General features: G+C 56.6%; 17 protein-coding genes. 11 read left to right on the top strand and 6 right to left on the bottom strand.

All coding sequences use genetic code 11. From position 1 onward, the window contains the following. Positions 1-6 precede the first annotated feature (6 nt). The 8 genes from rpsO (at position 7) to pncB (ending at position 9,624) form a co-directional block, all read left to right on the top strand. Positions 7-276 carry a 30S ribosomal protein S15 gene (gene rpsO, locus TRESADRAFT_RS03020; protein WP_002702725.1) on the top strand — a complete coding sequence of 90 codons (270 nt, stop codon included), beginning with the start codon at positions 7-9 and terminating at the stop codon, positions 274-276. Between the two features lie 15 nt (positions 277-291). Then, complete coding sequence (gene pnp / locus TRESADRAFT_RS03015) at positions 292-2,394, top strand: polyribonucleotide nucleotidyltransferase (RefSeq protein ID WP_002702723.1); 2,103 nt, start codon at positions 292-294, stop codon at positions 2,392-2,394. A 98-nt stretch (positions 2,395-2,492) separates the two neighbouring features. Beyond that, complete coding sequence (gene dut, locus TRESADRAFT_RS03010) at positions 2,493-2,930, top strand: dUTP diphosphatase (RefSeq protein WP_002702721.1); 438 nt, start codon at positions 2,493-2,495, stop codon at positions 2,928-2,930. A 24-nt stretch (positions 2,931-2,954) separates the two neighbouring features. Then, positions 2,955-4,370, top strand: coding sequence for an LptF/LptG family permease (locus TRESADRAFT_RS03005; protein WP_002702719.1), 1,416 nt, complete (start codon positions 2,955-2,957; stop codon positions 4,368-4,370). Between the two features lie 9 nt (positions 4,371-4,379). After that, complete coding sequence (locus TRESADRAFT_RS03000) at positions 4,380-5,468, top strand: LptF/LptG family permease (RefSeq protein ID WP_002702717.1); 1,089 nt, start codon at positions 4,380-4,382, stop codon at positions 5,466-5,468. 66 nt (positions 5,469-5,534) lie between these two features. Continuing rightward, positions 5,535-6,671 carry a tRNA guanosine(34) transglycosylase Tgt gene (gene tgt / locus TRESADRAFT_RS02995; protein ID WP_002702714.1) on the top strand — a complete coding sequence of 379 codons (1,137 nt, stop codon included), beginning with the start codon at positions 5,535-5,537 and terminating at the stop codon, positions 6,669-6,671. Positions 6,672-6,689: 18 nt separating this feature from the next. Continuing rightward, entirely contained in the window at positions 6,690-8,249 is a 1,560-nt protein-coding gene (locus TRESADRAFT_RS02990; RefSeq protein WP_081478469.1) for a HEAT repeat domain-containing protein, read from the top strand. Positions 8,250-8,388: 139 nt separating this feature from the next. After that, entirely contained in the window at positions 8,389-9,624 is a 1,236-nt protein-coding gene (gene pncB / locus TRESADRAFT_RS02985) for a nicotinate phosphoribosyltransferase (RefSeq protein ID WP_002702711.1), read from the top strand. Positions 9,625-9,678: 54 nt separating this feature from the next. Here pncB and TRESADRAFT_RS02980 read toward each other — a convergent pair whose 3' ends face one another. Continuing rightward, positions 9,679-10,284, bottom strand: a complete 606-nt coding sequence (locus tag TRESADRAFT_RS02980; protein ID WP_040842204.1) for a 4Fe-4S binding protein — start codon at positions 10,282-10,284, stop codon at positions 9,679-9,681. After that, positions 10,281-10,487 (bottom strand): ATP-binding protein, encoded by a 207-nt coding sequence (locus TRESADRAFT_RS15575; RefSeq protein ID WP_002702709.1) that lies wholly within the window; start codon positions 10,485-10,487, stop codon positions 10,281-10,283. The genes TRESADRAFT_RS02980 and TRESADRAFT_RS15575 overlap by 4 nt, the downstream gene beginning before the upstream one ends. 208 nt (positions 10,488-10,695) lie before the next feature. On the opposite strand from TRESADRAFT_RS15575, the gene TRESADRAFT_RS02975 reads away from it, so the two are divergent. Next, the gene (locus TRESADRAFT_RS02975; protein ID WP_002702707.1) at positions 10,696-11,535 is read left to right on the top strand and encodes a hypothetical protein; all 840 of its coding nucleotides are present in this window, start codon (positions 10,696-10,698) and stop codon (positions 11,533-11,535) included. 51 nt (positions 11,536-11,586) lie between these two features. After that, a complete protein-coding gene (locus TRESADRAFT_RS02970) occupies positions 11,587-12,189 on the top strand; it encodes a hypothetical protein (protein ID WP_002702706.1) in 603 nt (200 codons plus the stop codon). Between the two features lie 34 nt (positions 12,190-12,223). Here the strand turns inward: TRESADRAFT_RS02970 and TRESADRAFT_RS02965 are convergent, their stop codons facing one another. The 4 genes from TRESADRAFT_RS02965 to TRESADRAFT_RS02950 form a co-directional block, all read right to left on the bottom strand. Beyond that, positions 12,224-12,880 carry a Crp/Fnr family transcriptional regulator gene (locus TRESADRAFT_RS02965; protein WP_002702704.1) on the bottom strand — a complete coding sequence of 219 codons (657 nt, stop codon included), beginning with the start codon at positions 12,878-12,880 and terminating at the stop codon, positions 12,224-12,226. A 51-nt stretch (positions 12,881-12,931) separates the two neighbouring features. Next, on the bottom strand, positions 12,932-13,396 hold the full coding sequence (locus tag TRESADRAFT_RS02960; protein ID WP_002702702.1) for a GAF domain-containing protein: 465 nt from the start codon (positions 13,394-13,396) through the stop codon (positions 12,932-12,934). A gap of 105 nt (positions 13,397-13,501) precedes the next feature. Continuing rightward, positions 13,502-15,589 (bottom strand): methyl-accepting chemotaxis protein, encoded by a 2,088-nt coding sequence (locus tag TRESADRAFT_RS02955; protein WP_002702700.1) that lies wholly within the window; start codon positions 15,587-15,589, stop codon positions 13,502-13,504. A 199-nt stretch (positions 15,590-15,788) separates the two neighbouring features. Continuing rightward, positions 15,789-16,952 carry an FprA family A-type flavoprotein gene (locus TRESADRAFT_RS02950; RefSeq protein ID WP_002702698.1) on the bottom strand — a complete coding sequence of 388 codons (1,164 nt, stop codon included), beginning with the start codon at positions 16,950-16,952 and terminating at the stop codon, positions 15,789-15,791. 247 nt (positions 16,953-17,199) lie between these two features. Between TRESADRAFT_RS02950 and TRESADRAFT_RS02945 the strand changes: the two genes are divergently transcribed. Beyond that, positions 17,200-18,117 carry an ABC transporter permease gene (locus TRESADRAFT_RS02945; RefSeq protein WP_002702696.1) on the top strand — a complete coding sequence of 306 codons (918 nt, stop codon included), beginning with the start codon at positions 17,200-17,202 and terminating at the stop codon, positions 18,115-18,117. The last annotated feature ends 15 nt before the right edge of the window (positions 18,118-18,132 follow it).

Raw genomic sequence — 18,132 nt, 5'->3', positions numbered from 1 at the left:
AGTAAAATGGCACTTACAAAAGAGACAACAAAGTCACTCGTTGTGAAATTCGGAGCTAATGAGTCGGACACTGGAAACACAAGGGTTCAGGTTGCTATCCTCACTGAGAGAATCAAGCAGCTCACAGCGCACACAAAGAACTTCCCGAAGGATTCAGGCGCTAAACGCGGTCTTCTCAAGGTTGTCGGTGCGCGCCGCGCGCTCCTCAAGTACCTCCAGAGGACAAACCTCGAGGGATACCGCGAACTCATCAAGGAGCTTGGGCTCCGCAAGTAAAGCAAAGAGTAAAAAATGGCTATAAATCGAGTAACTTACAAAATCGGAAACGATGAATTGGTTCTCGAGACTGGCAAAATCGGAAAGCAGGCGAACGGGTGCGTGTACGCGCAGTTCGCCGGCGCTGCGGTTGTTGCGACAGTCTGCGCTTCGTCAGAAGTGAAAGAAGGACTCGACTTCGTTCCCGTTACCGTTGAATACAACGAAAAATACTATGCTGCCGGCAAAATTCCCGGCGGATTCATAAAGCGCGAGGGTAGGCCGAAGGACAAGGAAATCTTGGTTTCCCGCCTCATCGACCGCCCGATGCGCCCGCTTTTTGAGCCGTCGTTCGGACGCGAGATTCAGATTGTCCCGACGTGCGTTTCTTCCGATGGCGTTAATCCGCCGGACATTCTCGCGGTGATTGCTTCATCCGCCGCTGTTTCAATCTCTGACATTCCGTTCCACGGACCGGTCGCCGCGGCTCGTGTTGCTTATCTGAATGGGGATTACGTCATCAATCCGACGTTCAAGCAGCAGGAAGAGGCCGACCTTGAGATTGTCGTCGCCGGAACAAAGGACGGCTTCACAATGGTCGAGGGCGGCGCGAACGAGGTCTCCGAGGAGATAATGCTCGGCGCGCTCGAGAAGGCCCAGGGCTTCATCACTGCCATGTGCGAGCTTCAGGAGCAGCTTGTCGCCAAGTGCGGCAAGGAGAAGCTTCCGCTCGCCCCGCTGAATGTGGAGCTTGAGAACAGGGATGCGCTCATCGCCGAGGCGACGCCGCTCCTCGAGAAGGCGTGCTTCCAGGACGGAAAGATGAACCGCGGCCGCGCGATTGCAATTGCAAAGGCTCAGATTATCGAAAACCACAAGGAGCAGTTCGCGGACGAGGTTCAGAAGAAGCTGTTCGACCAGTGCTACGACGATATTCAGTACAACCTTCTCCGGAAGTCAATCCTCGACAAGGGAATCCGCATCGACGGAAGAAAATGCGACGAGATTCGCCCGATAACGTGCGAGGTCAACGTCCTTCCCCGTCCGCACGGAAGCGCCCTGTTCACGCGCGGTGAGACGCAGTCGCTTGCCGTCTGTACGCTCGGAACTGCGATGGACGCGCAGATTCTCGACGACATCGACGGGGAGAGAAGCGAGAATTTCATCCTCCATTACAATTTCCCGCCGTATTCAGTCGGCGAGGTCGGCAGGCTCACCACGGGTCGCCGCGAAATCGGTCACGGAAACCTTGCCCGCCGCTCTCTGGCGCCGATGATTCCGTCGATGGAGGAATTCCCGTACACGGTGCGCGTCGTTTCTGAAATCATGGAGTCGAACGGCTCCTCTTCTCAGGCTTCGACATGTGGCGGATGTCTCGCGCTTTTGGCCGCGGGCGTTCCGATGAAGAAGATGGTCGCCGGAATCGCGATGGGTCTCATCACGGAGCAGGAAGGCGACAACCCGTACGGCAGGTATCAGATTCTCTCCGACATTCTCGGCGAGGAAGACCACTTGGGCGATATGGACTTCAAGGTTGCCGGAACGAAAGACGGCATCACCGGATTCCAGATGGATATCAAGATTGCCGGCGTCACGACCGAGATAATGAAGAAGGCGCTTGCTCAGGCAAAGGCCGGAAGGCTGCACATCCTCTCAATCATGGAGAAGTGCATCGACCGTCCGCAGCCGATAAGCCCGTTCGCTCCGAAAATCCTTTCGATGAAGATTTCCCCCGACAAGATTGGTGCGCTCATCGGTCCCGGCGGAAAGAACATCAAGGCTCTTTGCGCGCAGTACGGCGTCACAATCAATACGGAGGACGACGGAACCGTTCAGATTTACGGAAAGACCGGAAAGGCAGCCGAGGAAGCGAAGCTTGCCGTCAAGGGAATCTGCGAAGACCCCGAGGTCGGAACGATATACAACGGAACGGTAAAGCGCATTATGGATTTCGGCGCGTTCGTCGAGATTCTTCCCGGAAAAGAGGGGCTGTGCCACATCTCGAAGCTTTCGCGCCAGCGCGTGGAGAAGGTCACGGATGTGCTTAAGGAAGGACAGCAGATTCCGGTCAAGCTCCTTGAGGTTGACAAGATGGGAAGGCTGAACCTTTCTTATATCGACGCAATCGAAGGAAAGTAATCGCGCGTCATTTATGATGGTGCGGCAAAAGCACGTCCGGAAAACGGGCGTGCTTTTTTCGTCTACCAACGGAGGGCCGATTTCGTTATAATTCCGGCATGAAAATAGAAATAAAATGCGTTGCCCTCGACGGGGCTGTCATTCCCGAATACAAGACGGCCGGTGCTGCCGGCTGCGATGTCTGCGCCTTCGTCTCCGGCGATGTCGTGATAAATCCCGGATGCCGTGCCCTAATTCCGACGGGGCTGTCGTTTGAGATTCCGGACGGGTACGAGATTCAGGTCCGCCCGCGCTCCGGGCTGGCTTTCAAGAACGGCGTCACGGTGCTCAATACGCCGGGAACTATAGATTCGGATTATCGCGGCGAGCTCAAGGTGCTGCTCGTGAACCTGGGGGACGAGCCGTTCGTGGTCGAGAACGGTGCGCGTATCGCGCAGCTTGTCGTCGCGCCCGTCACCGTCGCCGATTTCTGCCGGGTCGACGTCCTCTCTGATTCCGAGCGCGGAAAAGGCGGGTTCGGCTCGACGGGAAAATAGCTTCGGGTGCTGTTCGGTTCGCCGATGGAAAAAGAAAACTTCATCTCCGCGATTTTCTCCTCGTTCGTTTCATCCGTGAAGGAAAGGCCGCTCGTCAGGCGGAGCCGCACGCTCTACCGCTATTACAGGCGCGTGTGGCTTTACAGCAGGGCGCGCGCGTGGCTCGTCTCGTTCTTCAGGTCGCTGTGGCAGGTTTTGTTCCGGTTCAACGCGCTGAACAGCCTTTTCGCGGCAATCGCGTTTCTTCTCGGCGCGTCGGGGCTTACGGACGCGGCGGAATCGGTGCGCTATCTGATGCAGGAGGATGACGGGAAAGGCGGCGTCGGCGTGAACAGGTTCGTCCTCGTCCGCTATGTACTGAAGGAGCTTTTCCTTTATTTCTTCATAGCGTTCCTTTTCTTCTTCATGGTTTTCTTCGTCAACCAGATTCTGCTCGTCGCGGAGAACATCCTGAAGAAACGCGTTCCCGTGATGGACGTCGTGAGGCTGATAACGTATTCGCTTCCGATGGTAATCGCGCAGTCGGCTCCGTTCGCGACGCTCGTCGGGTTCCTAATGTGCCTCGGGCGGCTCGCAACCGACAACGAGATTTTGATATTGCGCGCGTCGGGGCAGAGCTACCGGCTCGTCCTCGTTCCCGTGCTGATATTGGGTATCGTGATTTCCGTGGCTTCGTTTTTCGTGAACGACTACCTGCTCCCGCTCGGCACGCTGAAATACAACAGGCTCTACCGGTCGATTCTGACATCGAACCCCGCAGTCGAGCTTGAGTCGAATTCGGTGAAGCGGACGAACGACAAGACGCTCGTCATCGGGCAGGTTGACGGCGAGAGCGTGAGCGACCTGATTTTCTTCGACACCGGCTCCGACGGGAAGCAGCGCATCATCGTCGCCGACTCGTCCGTGGTGAAAAAATCGTCCGAGCCTGGCGTGCTGATGAAACTGCAGATGAACAATTCGTCGGTGCTTTTCCTCGACAGGAACGACAAGCGCACCTACGATTTCATGGTTTCCGACGATATGGAGCTGAACATCTTCGAGTCGTCGCTCGGGAACATGACGAAGCGGACGACGCCGCGCGAGATGACCTCGTTCGATTTGTACAAGCGCATAAAGGAGATGAAGCATGACGAGGGCGTCACGAGGAAGCAGATGAACCAGCACAAGCTCGAATTCAGCAAGAAATTCTCGATGCCGTTCGGCTCGGTTTTCTTCGCGATGCTCGCGCTTCCGCTTGCGCTTCTGTTCGGGAAGCATAACGGGCAGACGATAGGGCTCATAATCGGTCTTCTCATCTCGGTCTTCTATTGGTCGGTGAGCATTGTCGGGCAGATTTTCTCGTCGAAAAGCGGCGTTTACGGCGTCGCGACGATGTGGGCGCCGGACATCCTCATAGGTTTCGTGGGGCTTGCGTTCTACATAAGGCTTTTGAGGAAGTGAGGTCGGGCGTTGAAAATCGTCGAGTATCTTTTCAGGAAAGTCGTCCCGCTGTTTTTCGGCGCGCTTTGCTTTTTCGCGTTCATCCTCCTTCTCGTCGACATGATGATGAATTTGTGGAACTACATCTCGAACGGCGTTTCCGGGCTGAGGGTCGCGCGGATAATGCTGCTCTACCTGCCGAAGACGGTCTGGTACTCGACGCCGATAGCGATTCTCTTCGCGGTCTCGTACACGCTCTCGGACTTGTACGCGTCGAACGAGCTTGTCGCGATATTCGCCTCGGGAATCTCGCTGAGGAAATTCGCGTTCCCGCTCCTCGTTTTCGCGTTCCTCCTTTCGGTGGGGCTTTTCCTGTTCGACGACAAGGTGGTCGTCCCGACGTACGCGAGGAAGGTCGCGGAGCAGGATTCGGCGCTGAACAAGGAGAAGAGCGAGAACAACGACAAGATTGTCGTCATCGGCGAGAACGGGAACATCGTCTACAAGGCGGAATTCTACGACGACAAGGCGCAGAAGCTCGTCGGCATCATCGTCGTCGTGAGGAACGAGGACAAGAGCCTCCGCGCCGTGATTCGCGCCGACAATGCGTCGTGGAATGCGGAGGCGGGGCACTGGGTCCTGTCGAACGGGGTGCAGTATTCGCTTTCCGATGACGGGGAGTCGAGGAGCATCTCCGCCGGCGGAATCGGTTCCGATATCATCCCGCGTCTCGTCGAGCCGCCGCAGACGTTCCGCAAGAACGTGGTCAGCGTCGAGGGCGTGAATTCGGCGGACGCACGCGTGTATATCGAGCATCTGCAGCGTGCGGGGCTTCCGTTCGCGGAGGCGCAGAGCCTCTACTACAAGAAGTTCGCGTTCCCGTTCATCGTGTTCATCGTGGTGTTCCTTTCGATAGGGTTGAGCGGGAAGTCTCGGAAGAACGTGATGCTCATAAGCCTCGGCTCGTGCATCGGCGCGTCCGTCTTGTTCTACGTCATACAGATGGTCACGATGCTGATGGCGAAATTCGGCGCGATAACGCCGCTCATGGGGGCGTGGTTCCCCGTTTTTCTGTTCGTTGCGATTTCTGCCGTCGTCCTGAAATACGCCCGCACGTAGGGATTGTTCCGCGGGGCGATTCTTTTTCGGGCGGCGGATTTTTTGCTTTTTTTTAGGAGATTTTTTATGGAAAACATTTTTGACATCAATCACGAGTCCGCCGACGGAATGGCCCGCCGCGGAACGCTCCACCTTCCTCACGGCGACGTCAGGACCCCGGTGTTCATGCCGGTCGGGACGAACGCGACGGTGAAGGCGCTCACGAAGGACGACCTTGAGGAAATCGGCTTCGAGATAATCCTCGCGAACACCTATCATCTCTATCTGCGCCCGGGCAGCGACATCATCGAGCAGGCAGGCGGCCTGCACGGGTTCTCGCAGTGGAAGCGGAATTTCCTCACGGATTCGGGCGGGTTCCAGGTCTGGAGCCTCTCGAAGCTGCGGAAGATTACGATGAAGGGCGCGGAATTCCAGAGCAACATAGACGGCTCGCGCCATCTTTTCACGCCGGAGAAGGTCGTCGACGTTCAGACGCAGTTCAATTCCGACATACAGATGGTGCTTGACGTCTGCACGGGCTGGGGAATCGGCAAGGACGAGGCATTGCGCGCGCTCGACGTGACGGAGAACTGGGCGGCGCGCGCGAAGGAGGAGTGGCTCAAGAAGCGCGACGAGGGATACAAGGGAATCCTCCTCCCGATTGTCCAGGGAAATTTCTTCGAGGATTTGAGGATACGCTCTGCGGAATTCGTCACGAAGCTCGATTTGCCGGCGATAGCGATTGGCGGGCTTTCCGTGGGCGAGCCGCCAGAAATCTTCGCGTCGATGCTCGACTTCACCGTGCGCCACCTTCCGAAGGAGAAGGCGAAATACGTCATGGGAATCGGGACGCCGGACTACATCCTCGACGCCGTCCATTCCGGCATCGACATGTTCGACTGCGTCCTTCCGACGAGGAACGCGCGCAACGGAAGCTATTTCACGCACGACGGGCCGCTTTCGATAAAACAGAAGAGGTTCGAGCGCGATTTTTCTCCGATAGATAAAGAGTGCGGATGCAAGGTCTGCCGTACGTACTCGCGCGCGTACCTCCGGCATCTGTTCAAGGAGCAGGAGATTCTTTCCTGCACGCTCGCGAGCTACCACAACTTGTATTTCCTCCACAACATGGTCGCGGAGATACGGGCAGCGATAGACGGCGACAGGTTCGAGCAGTACCGCTCCGATTTCCTCCGCCGCTACCATGCGGGCAACATAATCTGACAGTCACGAGCGAGGTTCATGATGAGAAAAGCTGTTCTGGTCGCATTCGCGGCGCTCCTTCTTTTTCCGGCGGCACATCTTTTTGCCGACGATGATTCGGCGGAGGAGAAAACGCAGGAGAAATCCCAGTATTCAAAGGCGGGCGAGAGCGACGTTCCCGCGCAGAAACGCCCGCGCGCGGGCAGCGCCGACGAAATCCGCGACCTTGACAATACCGATCCCGACGGGCGCAAGAAAAATGCCGACATCCTCAAATTCGGGCTTGAGGACGAGGTCGTCGAGCTTCTAGGGAAGATGGCTGAGAAGAAGGACGTCAGGTTCGTCGACGAGGCGTACGACCTCTACGAGGAGTCGAAGAGCAGCGCCGTCAAGGAGAAAATCATGGAATTCTTCAGGACGATGGGAGACCCGTGCCTTGAGGACTACGCCGTTATGATTCTGAACGACCCGTTCGACGAGCCGACGTCCACCGTCAACGCGGCGTTCGCGTACCTCGGCGAGATGAAGACAACCGCCGCGATTCCCGCCGTCGAGAGCCTGCTTGAGGGCGACAACGAGAAATTCTACGATTCGGCGATAACGGCGCTCGGGAAAATCGGCGGCAGCGACGAGGCGATGTACCTCGCCGAGTATTTCGACAGGGAGGAGCTGACGCTTCCGCAGAAGCAGAACCTCGTTAAGACGCTCGGCCTGCTGAAGGCATCGGAGACGTTCGACAAGCTTTCGGAGATGGCGCAGGACGATGACGAGAACACGTTCGTCAGAATGTACGCGTCGGAGGCTATCGGGCAAATCGGCGCGTCCGATTCGTCGCGCAGGGAGGACTCGCTTTCCATACTCTCGTCCGTGTTCGAGTCGCGCGACCCGAACCTCAGGACGTATGTCGTGAAGGGTTTGTCGAATTTCACCCCGTCCGATGTCGGCGACATCATAATCCAGGCGCTGAAGGACAGCCACCCGAAAGTCAGGCTCGAGGCCGTCGATTCCGTCAAGAAGATGGGGCTTTCCTCCGCCGTCCCGTATCTCGTCTACAGGGCGAAGAACGATCCCGAGTATTCGGTCAAGAAGGCGTGCTGGCCCGTAATCGCCGAGCTGAACACTCCGGAGGGAAACGAGTATCTCGTGTCGCAGATAACCGAGAAGAAGAAGGTCGGCGACGACACCAAGGCGCGCGTCGCGACTGCGCTGCTCGAATTCAACAATGCCGGCACGAAGGAGATAATCGCCCTCGCCGAGGAAGTGCTGAAGGACGACCACCGGAAGCCCCTGCGCTACGCCCTCGGCAAGGAATTCGCCAAGTACGGGAGGAGCGAATTCGAGGAAATCTGCAGGCTCTACATGGGGAATAAGGACGTCTCGACGCAGGGAACCGGGCTGGACATTTACGCGAAGGGGCGCTATTCGTCGCTGACGCCGGAGGTCCAGAAGCTCGCCGACCTTGCGGGAAAGGACAAGAAGAAGTCGAACGCCAACGCGATAAAGGCCGCTAAAATCCTCGGCATCGACTGGGAGGCGAAGCTTGCCGCCGAGGAGGCCTCGAAGAAGGACGCTCAGGGCGGTGCGCAGGACTCGAAATGAGCCACGGGGCTTGATGGCTCCGCGTTTTTATGGACGCCGTTTTCCGCGGCGTCTTTTTTTTGTTTTCGCGCGTATTTTGCTTGACGTTTACTGTGATATTGTTAAAATGAACATAACAAGGAAAAAGGGGGACGGCAATATGCTGGATAAATCACAGGTAGTAACGAGCCTTTTGTGCGAGGATGCCTACAAATTTTCGATGGGGCAGGCAATTTTCCATCAGTTCAGCGACTACAAGACGACATGGGATTTCCGCTGCAGGAATTCCGACGTCAAGTTCACGCCGGAGATGGTCGAGGAAATCAGGAGGCAGGTCAGGCTCTTCTGCGAGCTGCGCTTCACGGAGGACGAGCTTGCCTACCTCGACAAAATACGGTGGATAAAGGGAAGCTACGTCGATTTTCTCAGGCTTTGGCACGCGCGCTACGAGGATTTCACGATTGACGGGAACGCGCCGTGCGGGCTCCGCATAGAGGCGAGCGGGACGTGGCTGAACACGTCGATGTACGAGATTCCGATTCTCGCCATCGTGAACGAGGTCTATTTCCGCTATGCGTACGATTCCGACGAGCTTTTCGGGCAGTTCGAGCGGAAGCTCTCAAAAAAAATCGGGGCGCTTTGCGACGGCTCGTTCCGGCTCGGGAATTTCAGCGAATTCGGGTTGCGGAGAAGGCTTTCGGCGCGCGCTCAGGAGCTTGCCGTGTCGATGCTCCGCGACAACGATTCCCGCTTTGCCGAGTCGCATTTCGTCGGCACGAGCAACGTCGAGCTTGCGCGGAAGTACGGCGTGACTCCCGTCGGGACGATGGCGCACGAGTGGATAATGTGCGCGGGTCAGGGGAACCACAAGCACAATCCCGCATACTCGAACTGGTACGCGCTCGACGCATGGGTCAAGGAATACGGAATCCTGAACGGCACCGCGCTTACCGACACGATTACGACAGACTGCTTCCTCCGCGACTTCCAGCTCACGTACGCGACGCTCTTCTCGGGCGTGAGGCACGACTCGGGCGACCCGTTCGTTTGGGGCGAGAAGATGCTCCGCCATTACGAGAAGCTCGGAATAGACCCGATTACGAAGACGCTGCTTTTCTCCGACAGCCTCGACTTCGGGCGGGCGACTGCGCTCCACGACAAATTCAGCTCACGCTGCCGCGTCGCGTTCGGAATCGGGACGTTCCTTTCCAACGACACGGACGTTCCCGCGCTCAACATCGTCATGAAGGTCGTCAAATGCAACGGCCAGGATGTCGCGAAGATATCGGACATCGAGGGGAAGGGGATGTGCCGCAACGCCGATTACGTCGATTATCTCAACCGATGCATAAAATGGCGCATGGAGAACGAGATTGGCCGCACCCAGCTCCGCTAGGCCGGAGGGCGCGCCTTTTTGACGGGGAAGTCGGGAAAAACCGGCTTCTCCCGTCTATTTGCCGTCGTGCGGCTTTTTCGCTCCTGCTTTCAGCCTGCATATTTCCTGCGTCATCGTTCCCATCGGGCAGAACGTGCACCAGCTTCTCGGCCTGTACGCCGCCATGAAGACAAGCCCGATTATCGTGGAGGTCAGCATCATGCTGTAGAATCCGAACGCGAACTGCGCAATCCATTCGAAACCTTCCGGAATAATTCCCGGCTGGTATGCGAAAGACCACGGGACGCGGAACGTCCACAGCAGCTTTATCGCCTGCCTTAGCGATTCGGCTCCGCTTGCGACAAGGTACGTCTGGAAGACCATCGCAGCGAACATCGTAAGGAAGAACGCAAGGAAAGCGAGCCGGAATGCCCTCGACGATATCGCTTTTGGCGTCGGCTTCCCGCGGGAAATCTTGAGCGACGAGCCGAGCACGTTGAAAAGCTGCCCGCGCCCGCACATGTTGTTGCAGAACCATTTTCCACCGCCCGCCGCTGCGATGACGAGCGGGATGAGAAAATCGAGAAGCCCGAGCCACGCGAAGAGTATGTTGAAGAACCCGAGCGCGAAATACGCGATGGACCATATCCAAAGCCTGCTGTACCATTTTTTCTGCTTCACGACCTGCCTCCCGCATATGATGCCGTTATCGTTCCTGCCGGGCATGTCCTCGCGCAAAGACCGCACCCGACGCATTTTTCCGAATCCACCTGCGCGAAGCATCCTCCGATGACTGAAATCGCCCCTCTCGGGCATACTGCCGCGCATGCGCCGCATGCCGCGCAATGCGAGACGTCCACGAAGGCCGTTTTACGGTTCGCCATCGCTCAACCTCCAGAATTGATTTTCGTTTTCTTCGGGATTCTAGCTTTTTTTCTGTTCGCCGTATGTGATTAAGTCACACAACGCGGAATTTTTTCCGCCGTCGCAGGAAAGTCCGGTTCCCTGACAATTTGTTGATTGCGCGAAAAAGTGTTACACTTTTTCGGAGGCTTCGCTTCCGAACGCGCGCCGCATTATTTGGAGATTGCCATGAACCGCATGAAAATTTTTGCATTCGCCGTCCTTTTTCCTGTCGTTGCGTGCTCCTGCACGAGCACGCGCGTGTATACGAAGGCGAGCAGCCGGCTGTACAGGGATGGCTGGCTCGTGTCGGGGACGGATATCCTCATGCGCGACGAAAAGACGCTGAGCGAGGAGTCGTTCTCCGCTTTCGATGAGGAACGGCAGGAAGACGACGAAGAGTGCGCCGCCCAGGACGTGCCGGAAATGCCGGGCGCCGTGGCGAGCCGCGTGGGTTTCGCTCCCGAAAAAAACGCGCCCGGTCAGTTTTTCCGTTCCGTGAAGGAATCCGAGCGCGTCAGGGTGGAAAGCACGCCCGACGTGGGGTTCATTCTCTATTCGTTTCTCGGCAAGCCGTTCGTCATCGCCGGGGCCTCCGCGTGGAATGCACTGAAATGCGCCGGTTACGCGCTGTACAATTTTTCCGGCGGATACAGCGCCGTGGTGTACGGGAACGCGTACTGGAAAATGCCCGATTACAGGAAGGCGAAGGAGACCGCGGCGGCGGCTCGGGAGGCGAACAGAATTCAGTATTATCCCGAATATCACATTCCGTTTACGAGCAACGTCATTACCGTGGACAGGTTCGACAGGGATGTTTCTGTCCTGTCGCGTGCCGACGGCGAGGAGATAATTCCAGTCGAGACGCAGGTGTTCGGGAACAAGATGTCCGTTTCCTGTTCCGCCGCCGCCGATGCCGCCTCGACCGCTGCCGTCGCGGGGCTTGTGGGGACGGTCGTGACGGTTCCCGTTTCCGTGCTGACATGGATTGGAGGGGCTGTCGTCGGCGCCATGGCCCAGATGAATTAGGTCAACAGCCAATTCCGTTTCCGGTTTTGGAGAAAAATATATGGGGGTTTTATGAAAAAAATTATTGGTGCAGTTTTTTCCGCCGTGCTGCTCGGGACGTTTGCCGGCTGCGCGACGAAGCCGACGGGGGATGCGCGCGATACGGCCGCGTTCAAGCAGAATGAGGAGATGGGGCTTCCGAGCTGGGTAGGCCAGCAGTTCAAGAGCCGCTACAACAAGAACGGCTATTACTGGAGGGGGCCTGTCGACGAGGAGGGGTATTTCGCTTCCGGCGAGGCAAAGTATGCCGACGTGAAATCATCGACGACTGCTGCTGATTTGGACGGAAAGGCGCAGATTGCGTTCTACATAAAGCAGGAAGTCAACGCGATAGCCCAGCAGGAATCTGTTGCGGCGGGCGCCGACGGCGAAAGCTCGCAGGAGCTGAAGGATTTCCAGTCGGCGGTCGCGTCGGTGAAAATCGCGGGGATTATCCGCGCCGACCGTTTTATCGGCGACGACGGAACGGTCTATGTCCTTATGTTCGTTCCCGATTCGGAGATAAAGAAAGCGCTTCCCGCGAACAGCGAATTCGCGCGCCGCGTCGTCGAGAAATATCTCGGAAGCTTCGCGGACGATGGAAGCGGTTCGGAAGGCGCGCCCTCAGCGAACTGAGACTTCCTCGTGCTTCGTGAAAAAGGCGGGGGCGTCAGCAGAAACGGCGGAGCTTCTGCTCGTCCGTTATCTCGATTTTCCCCCGCCCGAGCGCCACGGCGCCTTCGTCCGCGAGGTATTTCAGCGTTTTCGTCACGACTTCCCTGACGCTTCCGATTTGCCTCGCAAGCTCCTCGTGCGTTGTCTGGATTATGCTGCTGCCCTTCCGCTTCGCCTCGTCGCGGATGTACCTGGCAAGTCGCTGGTCGATTTTCATGAACAGCAGGCTCTGGAGCGTCCAGAGCACTTCCGAGAATTTTTCCGTGGCGTTCTTGTAGACGAAAAGGCTCGCGCGCGGGTTCTGCTCCTCGATTTTGTGGAGGGCGTGCGGCGGGATGACGAGGACTTCGGTGTCGTCCTCGGCTTCTATCAGCACGTCGAACACAATCGATTCCATGAGGCATGACGCAGAAAGAACGCAGATGTCCCCCGCCTCCACGCGGTAGAGCGTAACTTCCCTTCCTTCGTCGGAGACGCAGTAGACCCTGAGCGAGCCTTTCGTCACTGCCATTACGCCCTTGCAGCCGTTTTCCGACTGGTGGATGAGGGTTCCCTTCTCGTATCGCTCGGTCCTTACCGCATCGGAAAGCGATGCGCGCTCCTTTTCCGTAAGGTCTTCCCAGAATGTGAATACATGGCTGATGTCGTTCATGGTGACACTATATCACAAATAAACTCGGACGAATCCGTTTTTCCGCGGGATTTAGTGCCAGTCGCAGGCTTTTTCCATTATCCGGGCGACTTCCTCAAGCCCCGCCTTGTCTTCCTTGGTGAAACGCGCCGTTTCGGGGCTGTCGATGTCGAGGACTGCGACGACGCTCCCGTCCCTGCCGTGTATGGGAACTACAATCTCTGAGCGGGAGGCCGCGTCGCATGCGATGTGCCCGCTGAACGAGTGGACGTCGTCGACAAGCTGCGTCGAGTCCGTTTCTGCCGCGGTTCCGCACACGCCTTTCCCGAACGGAATCTGTATGCATGCGGGTTTCCCCTGGAACGGGGCGAGAAGAAGGTATCCCCCGTCCGTCATTGTGTAGAATCCCGCCCAGTTTATCCGCTCCAAATCCTGGAAGAGGAGGGCGGCCGCGTTTGCCATGTTCGGAACGGGATTTCTCTCCCCATCGACAAGCGCGGACAGCTTCGCGCAGAGCATCCTGTAAAAATCTTCCATGTTTTTCTCCTGAGCCGCAGAGTATACAGGAACGCGCGTTTTTTAAGAATTCCCCAGAAAAAAAAACGCGCGGGAAAATCCCGCGCGCATCTTTCCGCATGAGGCTCAGACTTTGAACTGGTCTATCTGGCTTCCGATTGCTTTTATGGAGTCGCTCATCTTTCCGGAGACATCGCCGAGCGTCGTTCCGCACTCGTTGATTTTCTGCGCTCCGATTGACATCTCCTCCATGCTGCCCTTCATGAGGGTCGTCGCGTTCTGGAGGTTCTTGACCTCCTCGAGAATTGCTTTGTTGCCCTCGCTCATCTCCGCCGATGCCGAGTGGACTTCGATTGTGCTGTCGTTCATCGTGTGGAGGGCGTCGCTTATCTGCTGCGAGCCTTCCATCTGCTCAATCATCGCGGCCTTTATCTGCCTGACGAGCTGGTCCGTCTCCTGGATTTTGTCCGACACGGAGCCGAACGCCTGGCTCGACTGCTCCGATGCGCCTACGACCGTCGTTATCGACTCGCGGATTGCGTTGAGCTGCTCGCCGATTGTCATCGACTGCTCCTGCGACGTCTCGGAAAGCTTTCTGATTTCGTCAGCGACGACGCTGAAGCCCTTTCCTGCCTCTCCTGCATGCGCCGCCTCGATTGCCGCGTTCATCGCGAGGAGGTTCGTCTGCTCCGCGATTGACGCTATCGCCTGGTTCGCTTCCTGGAGCATCTGCGACTGGCTCTCAATCTGCTCGATGCGCTGGTTCATCGCCGTCTGCTTCGAGATTCCGTTGCGCGCCGTCTCCTCAAGCTCCGTGAACGAGTCCGCCATCTTCTCGACGGAGTTGTTCACCGAGCGGATGTTCCCAATCATCTCCTCGACTGCCGCGCTCGCCTGGCTGACGCTCTGCGACTGGTTGTCTATCATCCTCTCGAGCGACTCGATGTTTGACGCAATCTCGTTGACCGCGCCCGCCGTCTCCGTGACGCTGTTGTGCTGGTTGTTTATCTGGGAATGCATGCTTTCGATGTTCGCGAGAATCTCCGTTATCGCGCTTGCCGCCGCATGGGAGCTGTCCGAGAGGTCGTTTCCCGCGTCGATGAGAGATTCCTTCGAGTGCTTGACGTCGCCGATGATGTTCTGGAGCTTCTCGGAGAATTTGTTGAATCCCGCGACGAGGATTCCTATCTCGTCGTTGCTTGAGGACTTGATTCTCTTGGTGAGGTCGGCGTTTCCCTCCGCGATTCCGATTATCGTGTCCTTGACGATGGTGATAGGCCTTACGATTGTGTGCGCGATGATGAACGCGATGAGAAGTCCGATGCCGACAGAGACAAGAGAGAGGAAGAGTATTGCGATGATGTTCTTCTGGAGATTCTCGAAAAGCTCGTGCCTCGGTCCAATCGTCACGAAAATCCATCCGCTCTCGTCCGAAATTCCGCGCGCGGCGAAATAGCGCCCTTTCCCGTCGTTCGCGGTGAAGAACGTTTTCCCGACCGTTATGTTCCCCTGGAATTTCTGGAGGTCGAATTCCTCGAAGAAATTCGCTTTCATGAGGAGGCTCGTGTCCGGGTTCGTGACGTATTTCCCCGACCTGTCGAGGAGGAACGATTTTCCGCTGCGGGAGAGCTTTATCGGGGCGACGAGCTCGTTGAGCTCGTCAAGCTGAATGTCGATTGCGGCTACCCCGCAGAATTCGCCGTTCCTGTTGATGCTTGTCGAGAGCGCCGCGACCATCGAATTCGTCACGCTGTCGAGGTACGGGTCGGAAATCGAGATTTTTCCGTTCGCCGTCTGCCGTCCTGCCTTGTACCATGCGCGCGTCGTCTGGTCGTAATCGGAGGGCGGCGCCCAGCGGTCGTTCGCCCAGAAGAATCCGCCGTCCTTTACGGGAACCGCGCCCGAATAATAAAGCTCCGAGAACGTGTCTTTGCCCTTCAGAAGGTATTCGAAGAAATTCTCGATGGATTCTTGGTTGTCTTCATGCGATTTCAGGTAGCAGCTGACGTTGTTTATTATCGTTATAGGCTCGTTCAGGAAATTCGATATCTTGAGGTTCCCCTGAAGAATCTTGTCCTCCGCGTCGTCGTTCGTCTCCTCCATCTTCGAGCTGTACTGTATCATTATGATAGGCAGCGTTATGAGAAGTGCGGAAAAGACGATAAGTCCTACATTTGCAAGGACTAGCTTGAGTTTTATGCTTTTCATTGGCATGTGTGAGGCTCCTTGGTGAAAGGTTGAAATACGATTGATGATTATATCACTAAAACGCAGAAATTTGTGAGCCTTTTATGAATATAATTTTAAACAATGCCTCAAAATGGGCGGAAAAATGAAAAAAAAAGACGCTTCCGAATGCAGCTTGCGGGGTGGAATCGCCCCCGGGAGTCGTCCGCTCCGCGGGGGCGCCGCGTCATTTCGTCATCGCGTCGGCGATTGCGTCGAGCATCGAGTCCGTTTCCGCAGTCGGGGAAATCTTTATCGTCGCTTTCTCCCCGATTATCGTGATGTCCTTGCATCCTTCGAGGAGGGAGGCCATCGTCCGCGCGGCTGCGGGCGCCCAGCTCCCGTTCTCGACAAATGCGATTGTCCTGTTCCTGAACCCGCGCTCGCACAGCCGCTCGATGAATTCCCTCATCGCGGGGAACACGCCTCCGTTGTATGTCGTCGATGCGAGGACGAGCTTGCCGTACCGGAAGGCGTCCTCGACGCATTCGAACGGGTCCTCCCTCGCAAGGTCGTTCAGCGCGACTTTCGGGCATCCGCGCGCGCGGAGCTTTTCCGCGAGGCTTTCGGCCGCTTTTTTCGTGTGCCCGTAGACGGACGTGTAGAAAACCGCAACGCCGTCGCTCTCCGCCTCGTAGCTGGACCATATCCCGTAGAGCCGCACGGCTTCCACGGCATCGTTCCCCGTGAGGACTGGGCCGTGGAGCGGGCAAATCGTGCCGATTCCGAGCGGCTTTATTTTTTCCATGACGGACTGGACGTTCGCGCCGAATTTTCCGACGATGCCGAAGTAGTACCGCCGCGCCTCGCATGACCATCCTTCAGGCTCCTCGGCTCCGTATGCGCCGAATTTCCCGAACGCGTCCGCGCTGAACAGGATTCCGTCCTCCTTTATCGCGGTCATCACGACTTCCGGCCAGTGGACGTTCGGCGCCGCTATGAATGCGAGCGTCTTTTTTCCGAGCTTGAGCTCTGAGCCTTCCGCGGCGACTATCTGCCGTCCGGGAAAATCCGTCCCGAACATGTTCTTCATCATCGTGAACGCGACTTTCGACGCGACGATTTTTGCATCGGGGTATTTTTCCGCGAACGCGAGCACGTTCGACGAGTGGTCCATCTCCATGTGCTGGACGACAAGGTAGTCGGCTTTTCTTCCGCCAAGCGCCGACTCCACTTTCGAAAGCCATTCCTCCCCGAAATTCGCATCGACGCTGTCCATCACCGCCGTCTTCTCGTCTATGACGACGTACGAGTTGTACGACATCCCGAGCGGAACCTCGAACTGCCCCTCGAAAAGGTCTATTGAGTTGTCATCCACGCCGACATACTTGACCGAATCCGAAATATCCATGGAAAATCCTCCTTAATAAAAAAGCATACGCCTGCCGGAAATCCGTTCCGCGCGCCGGTTTTTTGTAAAGCAGGAATAAGTCTACCACAGCATTTCCCAAAAATCAGAAAATCTTTGCTTTTCCGTCCGGAGCGGGAAGGTCTATTGTATTAAACATATTGACATTTTGTTATAAAACAGATAATTTCAGAACGAAAAAGCAAGGACGCGACAGCAGATTGTCGCGTTTTTTTTTGAGGTACAGCATATGCTAAAATATGTAGTGAAACGGGTGCTGACCGCCATTGTGACGGCGTATCTCGTTGCAACGCTCACGTTCTTTATCATGAACATGGTTCCCGGAGGTCCGTTCCTCTCGGAAAAAGCAGTTACGCCGCAAGCTCAGGCGGCTATGGAGGCAAAGTACGGTTTGGACAAGCCGCTTGGCAAACAGTACATTACCTACATGACGGGATTGGCGAAAGGGGACCTTGGGCTGTCGCTAAAGAAGCGCGGCCGCACCGTTTCCGAGATAATCTCCACGAAATTCCCCGTCAGCGCGCGCCTCGGCGGCCTTGCGATGGTGTTCGCGGTTTTCGTCGGCGTTCCGCTGGGGGCGGTTGCTGCGTTCAAGCGCGGTAAGGCGATAGACAACGCGCTCGTCGTCCTTTCGACTGCCGGAATCGCAATCCCGAGCTTCCTTTCTTCGACGCTTCTTATGTACGTTTTTTCGACGAAGCTCAAGCTGCTTCCGTCGCTGGGGCTCAACAATCCGCAGAGCTACATAATGCCCGTCGTCGCGCTCGCGCTCTACCCGACGTTCTACATAGCGCGCCTCATGCGAAGCTCCATGCTCGACGTTATGGGGCAGGATTACATGAGGACGGCCCGCGCGAAGGGCGTCAGCACTTTCAAATCGATTTTCAAGCACGCGCTCAGAAACGCCATCCTTCCTGTCGTGACATACCTTGGCCCGCTTCTCGCTTCCCTCATGACGGGCAGTTTCATAATCGAAAAGATTTTCAACATTCCGGGGCTCGGCTCCGAATTCGTCGGCGCGATAACGTCCCGCGACTACCCGATGATAATGGGGACGACGATATTCCTCGCGGTTTTCGTCATTTTCATGAACGTCGTCGTCGATGTCGCGTATGCCGTCGTTGACCCGAGAATCAAGTTGAAGTAAGGAGCCTCAAAAATT

It is taken from the genome of Treponema saccharophilum DSM 2985, from assembly GCF_000255555.1.
In the GTDB taxonomy this organism is placed as follows: domain Bacteria; phylum Spirochaetota; class Spirochaetia; order Treponematales; family Treponemataceae; genus Treponema_D; species Treponema_D saccharophilum.
This window is presented reverse-complemented; position numbering and strand designations above follow the sequence as displayed.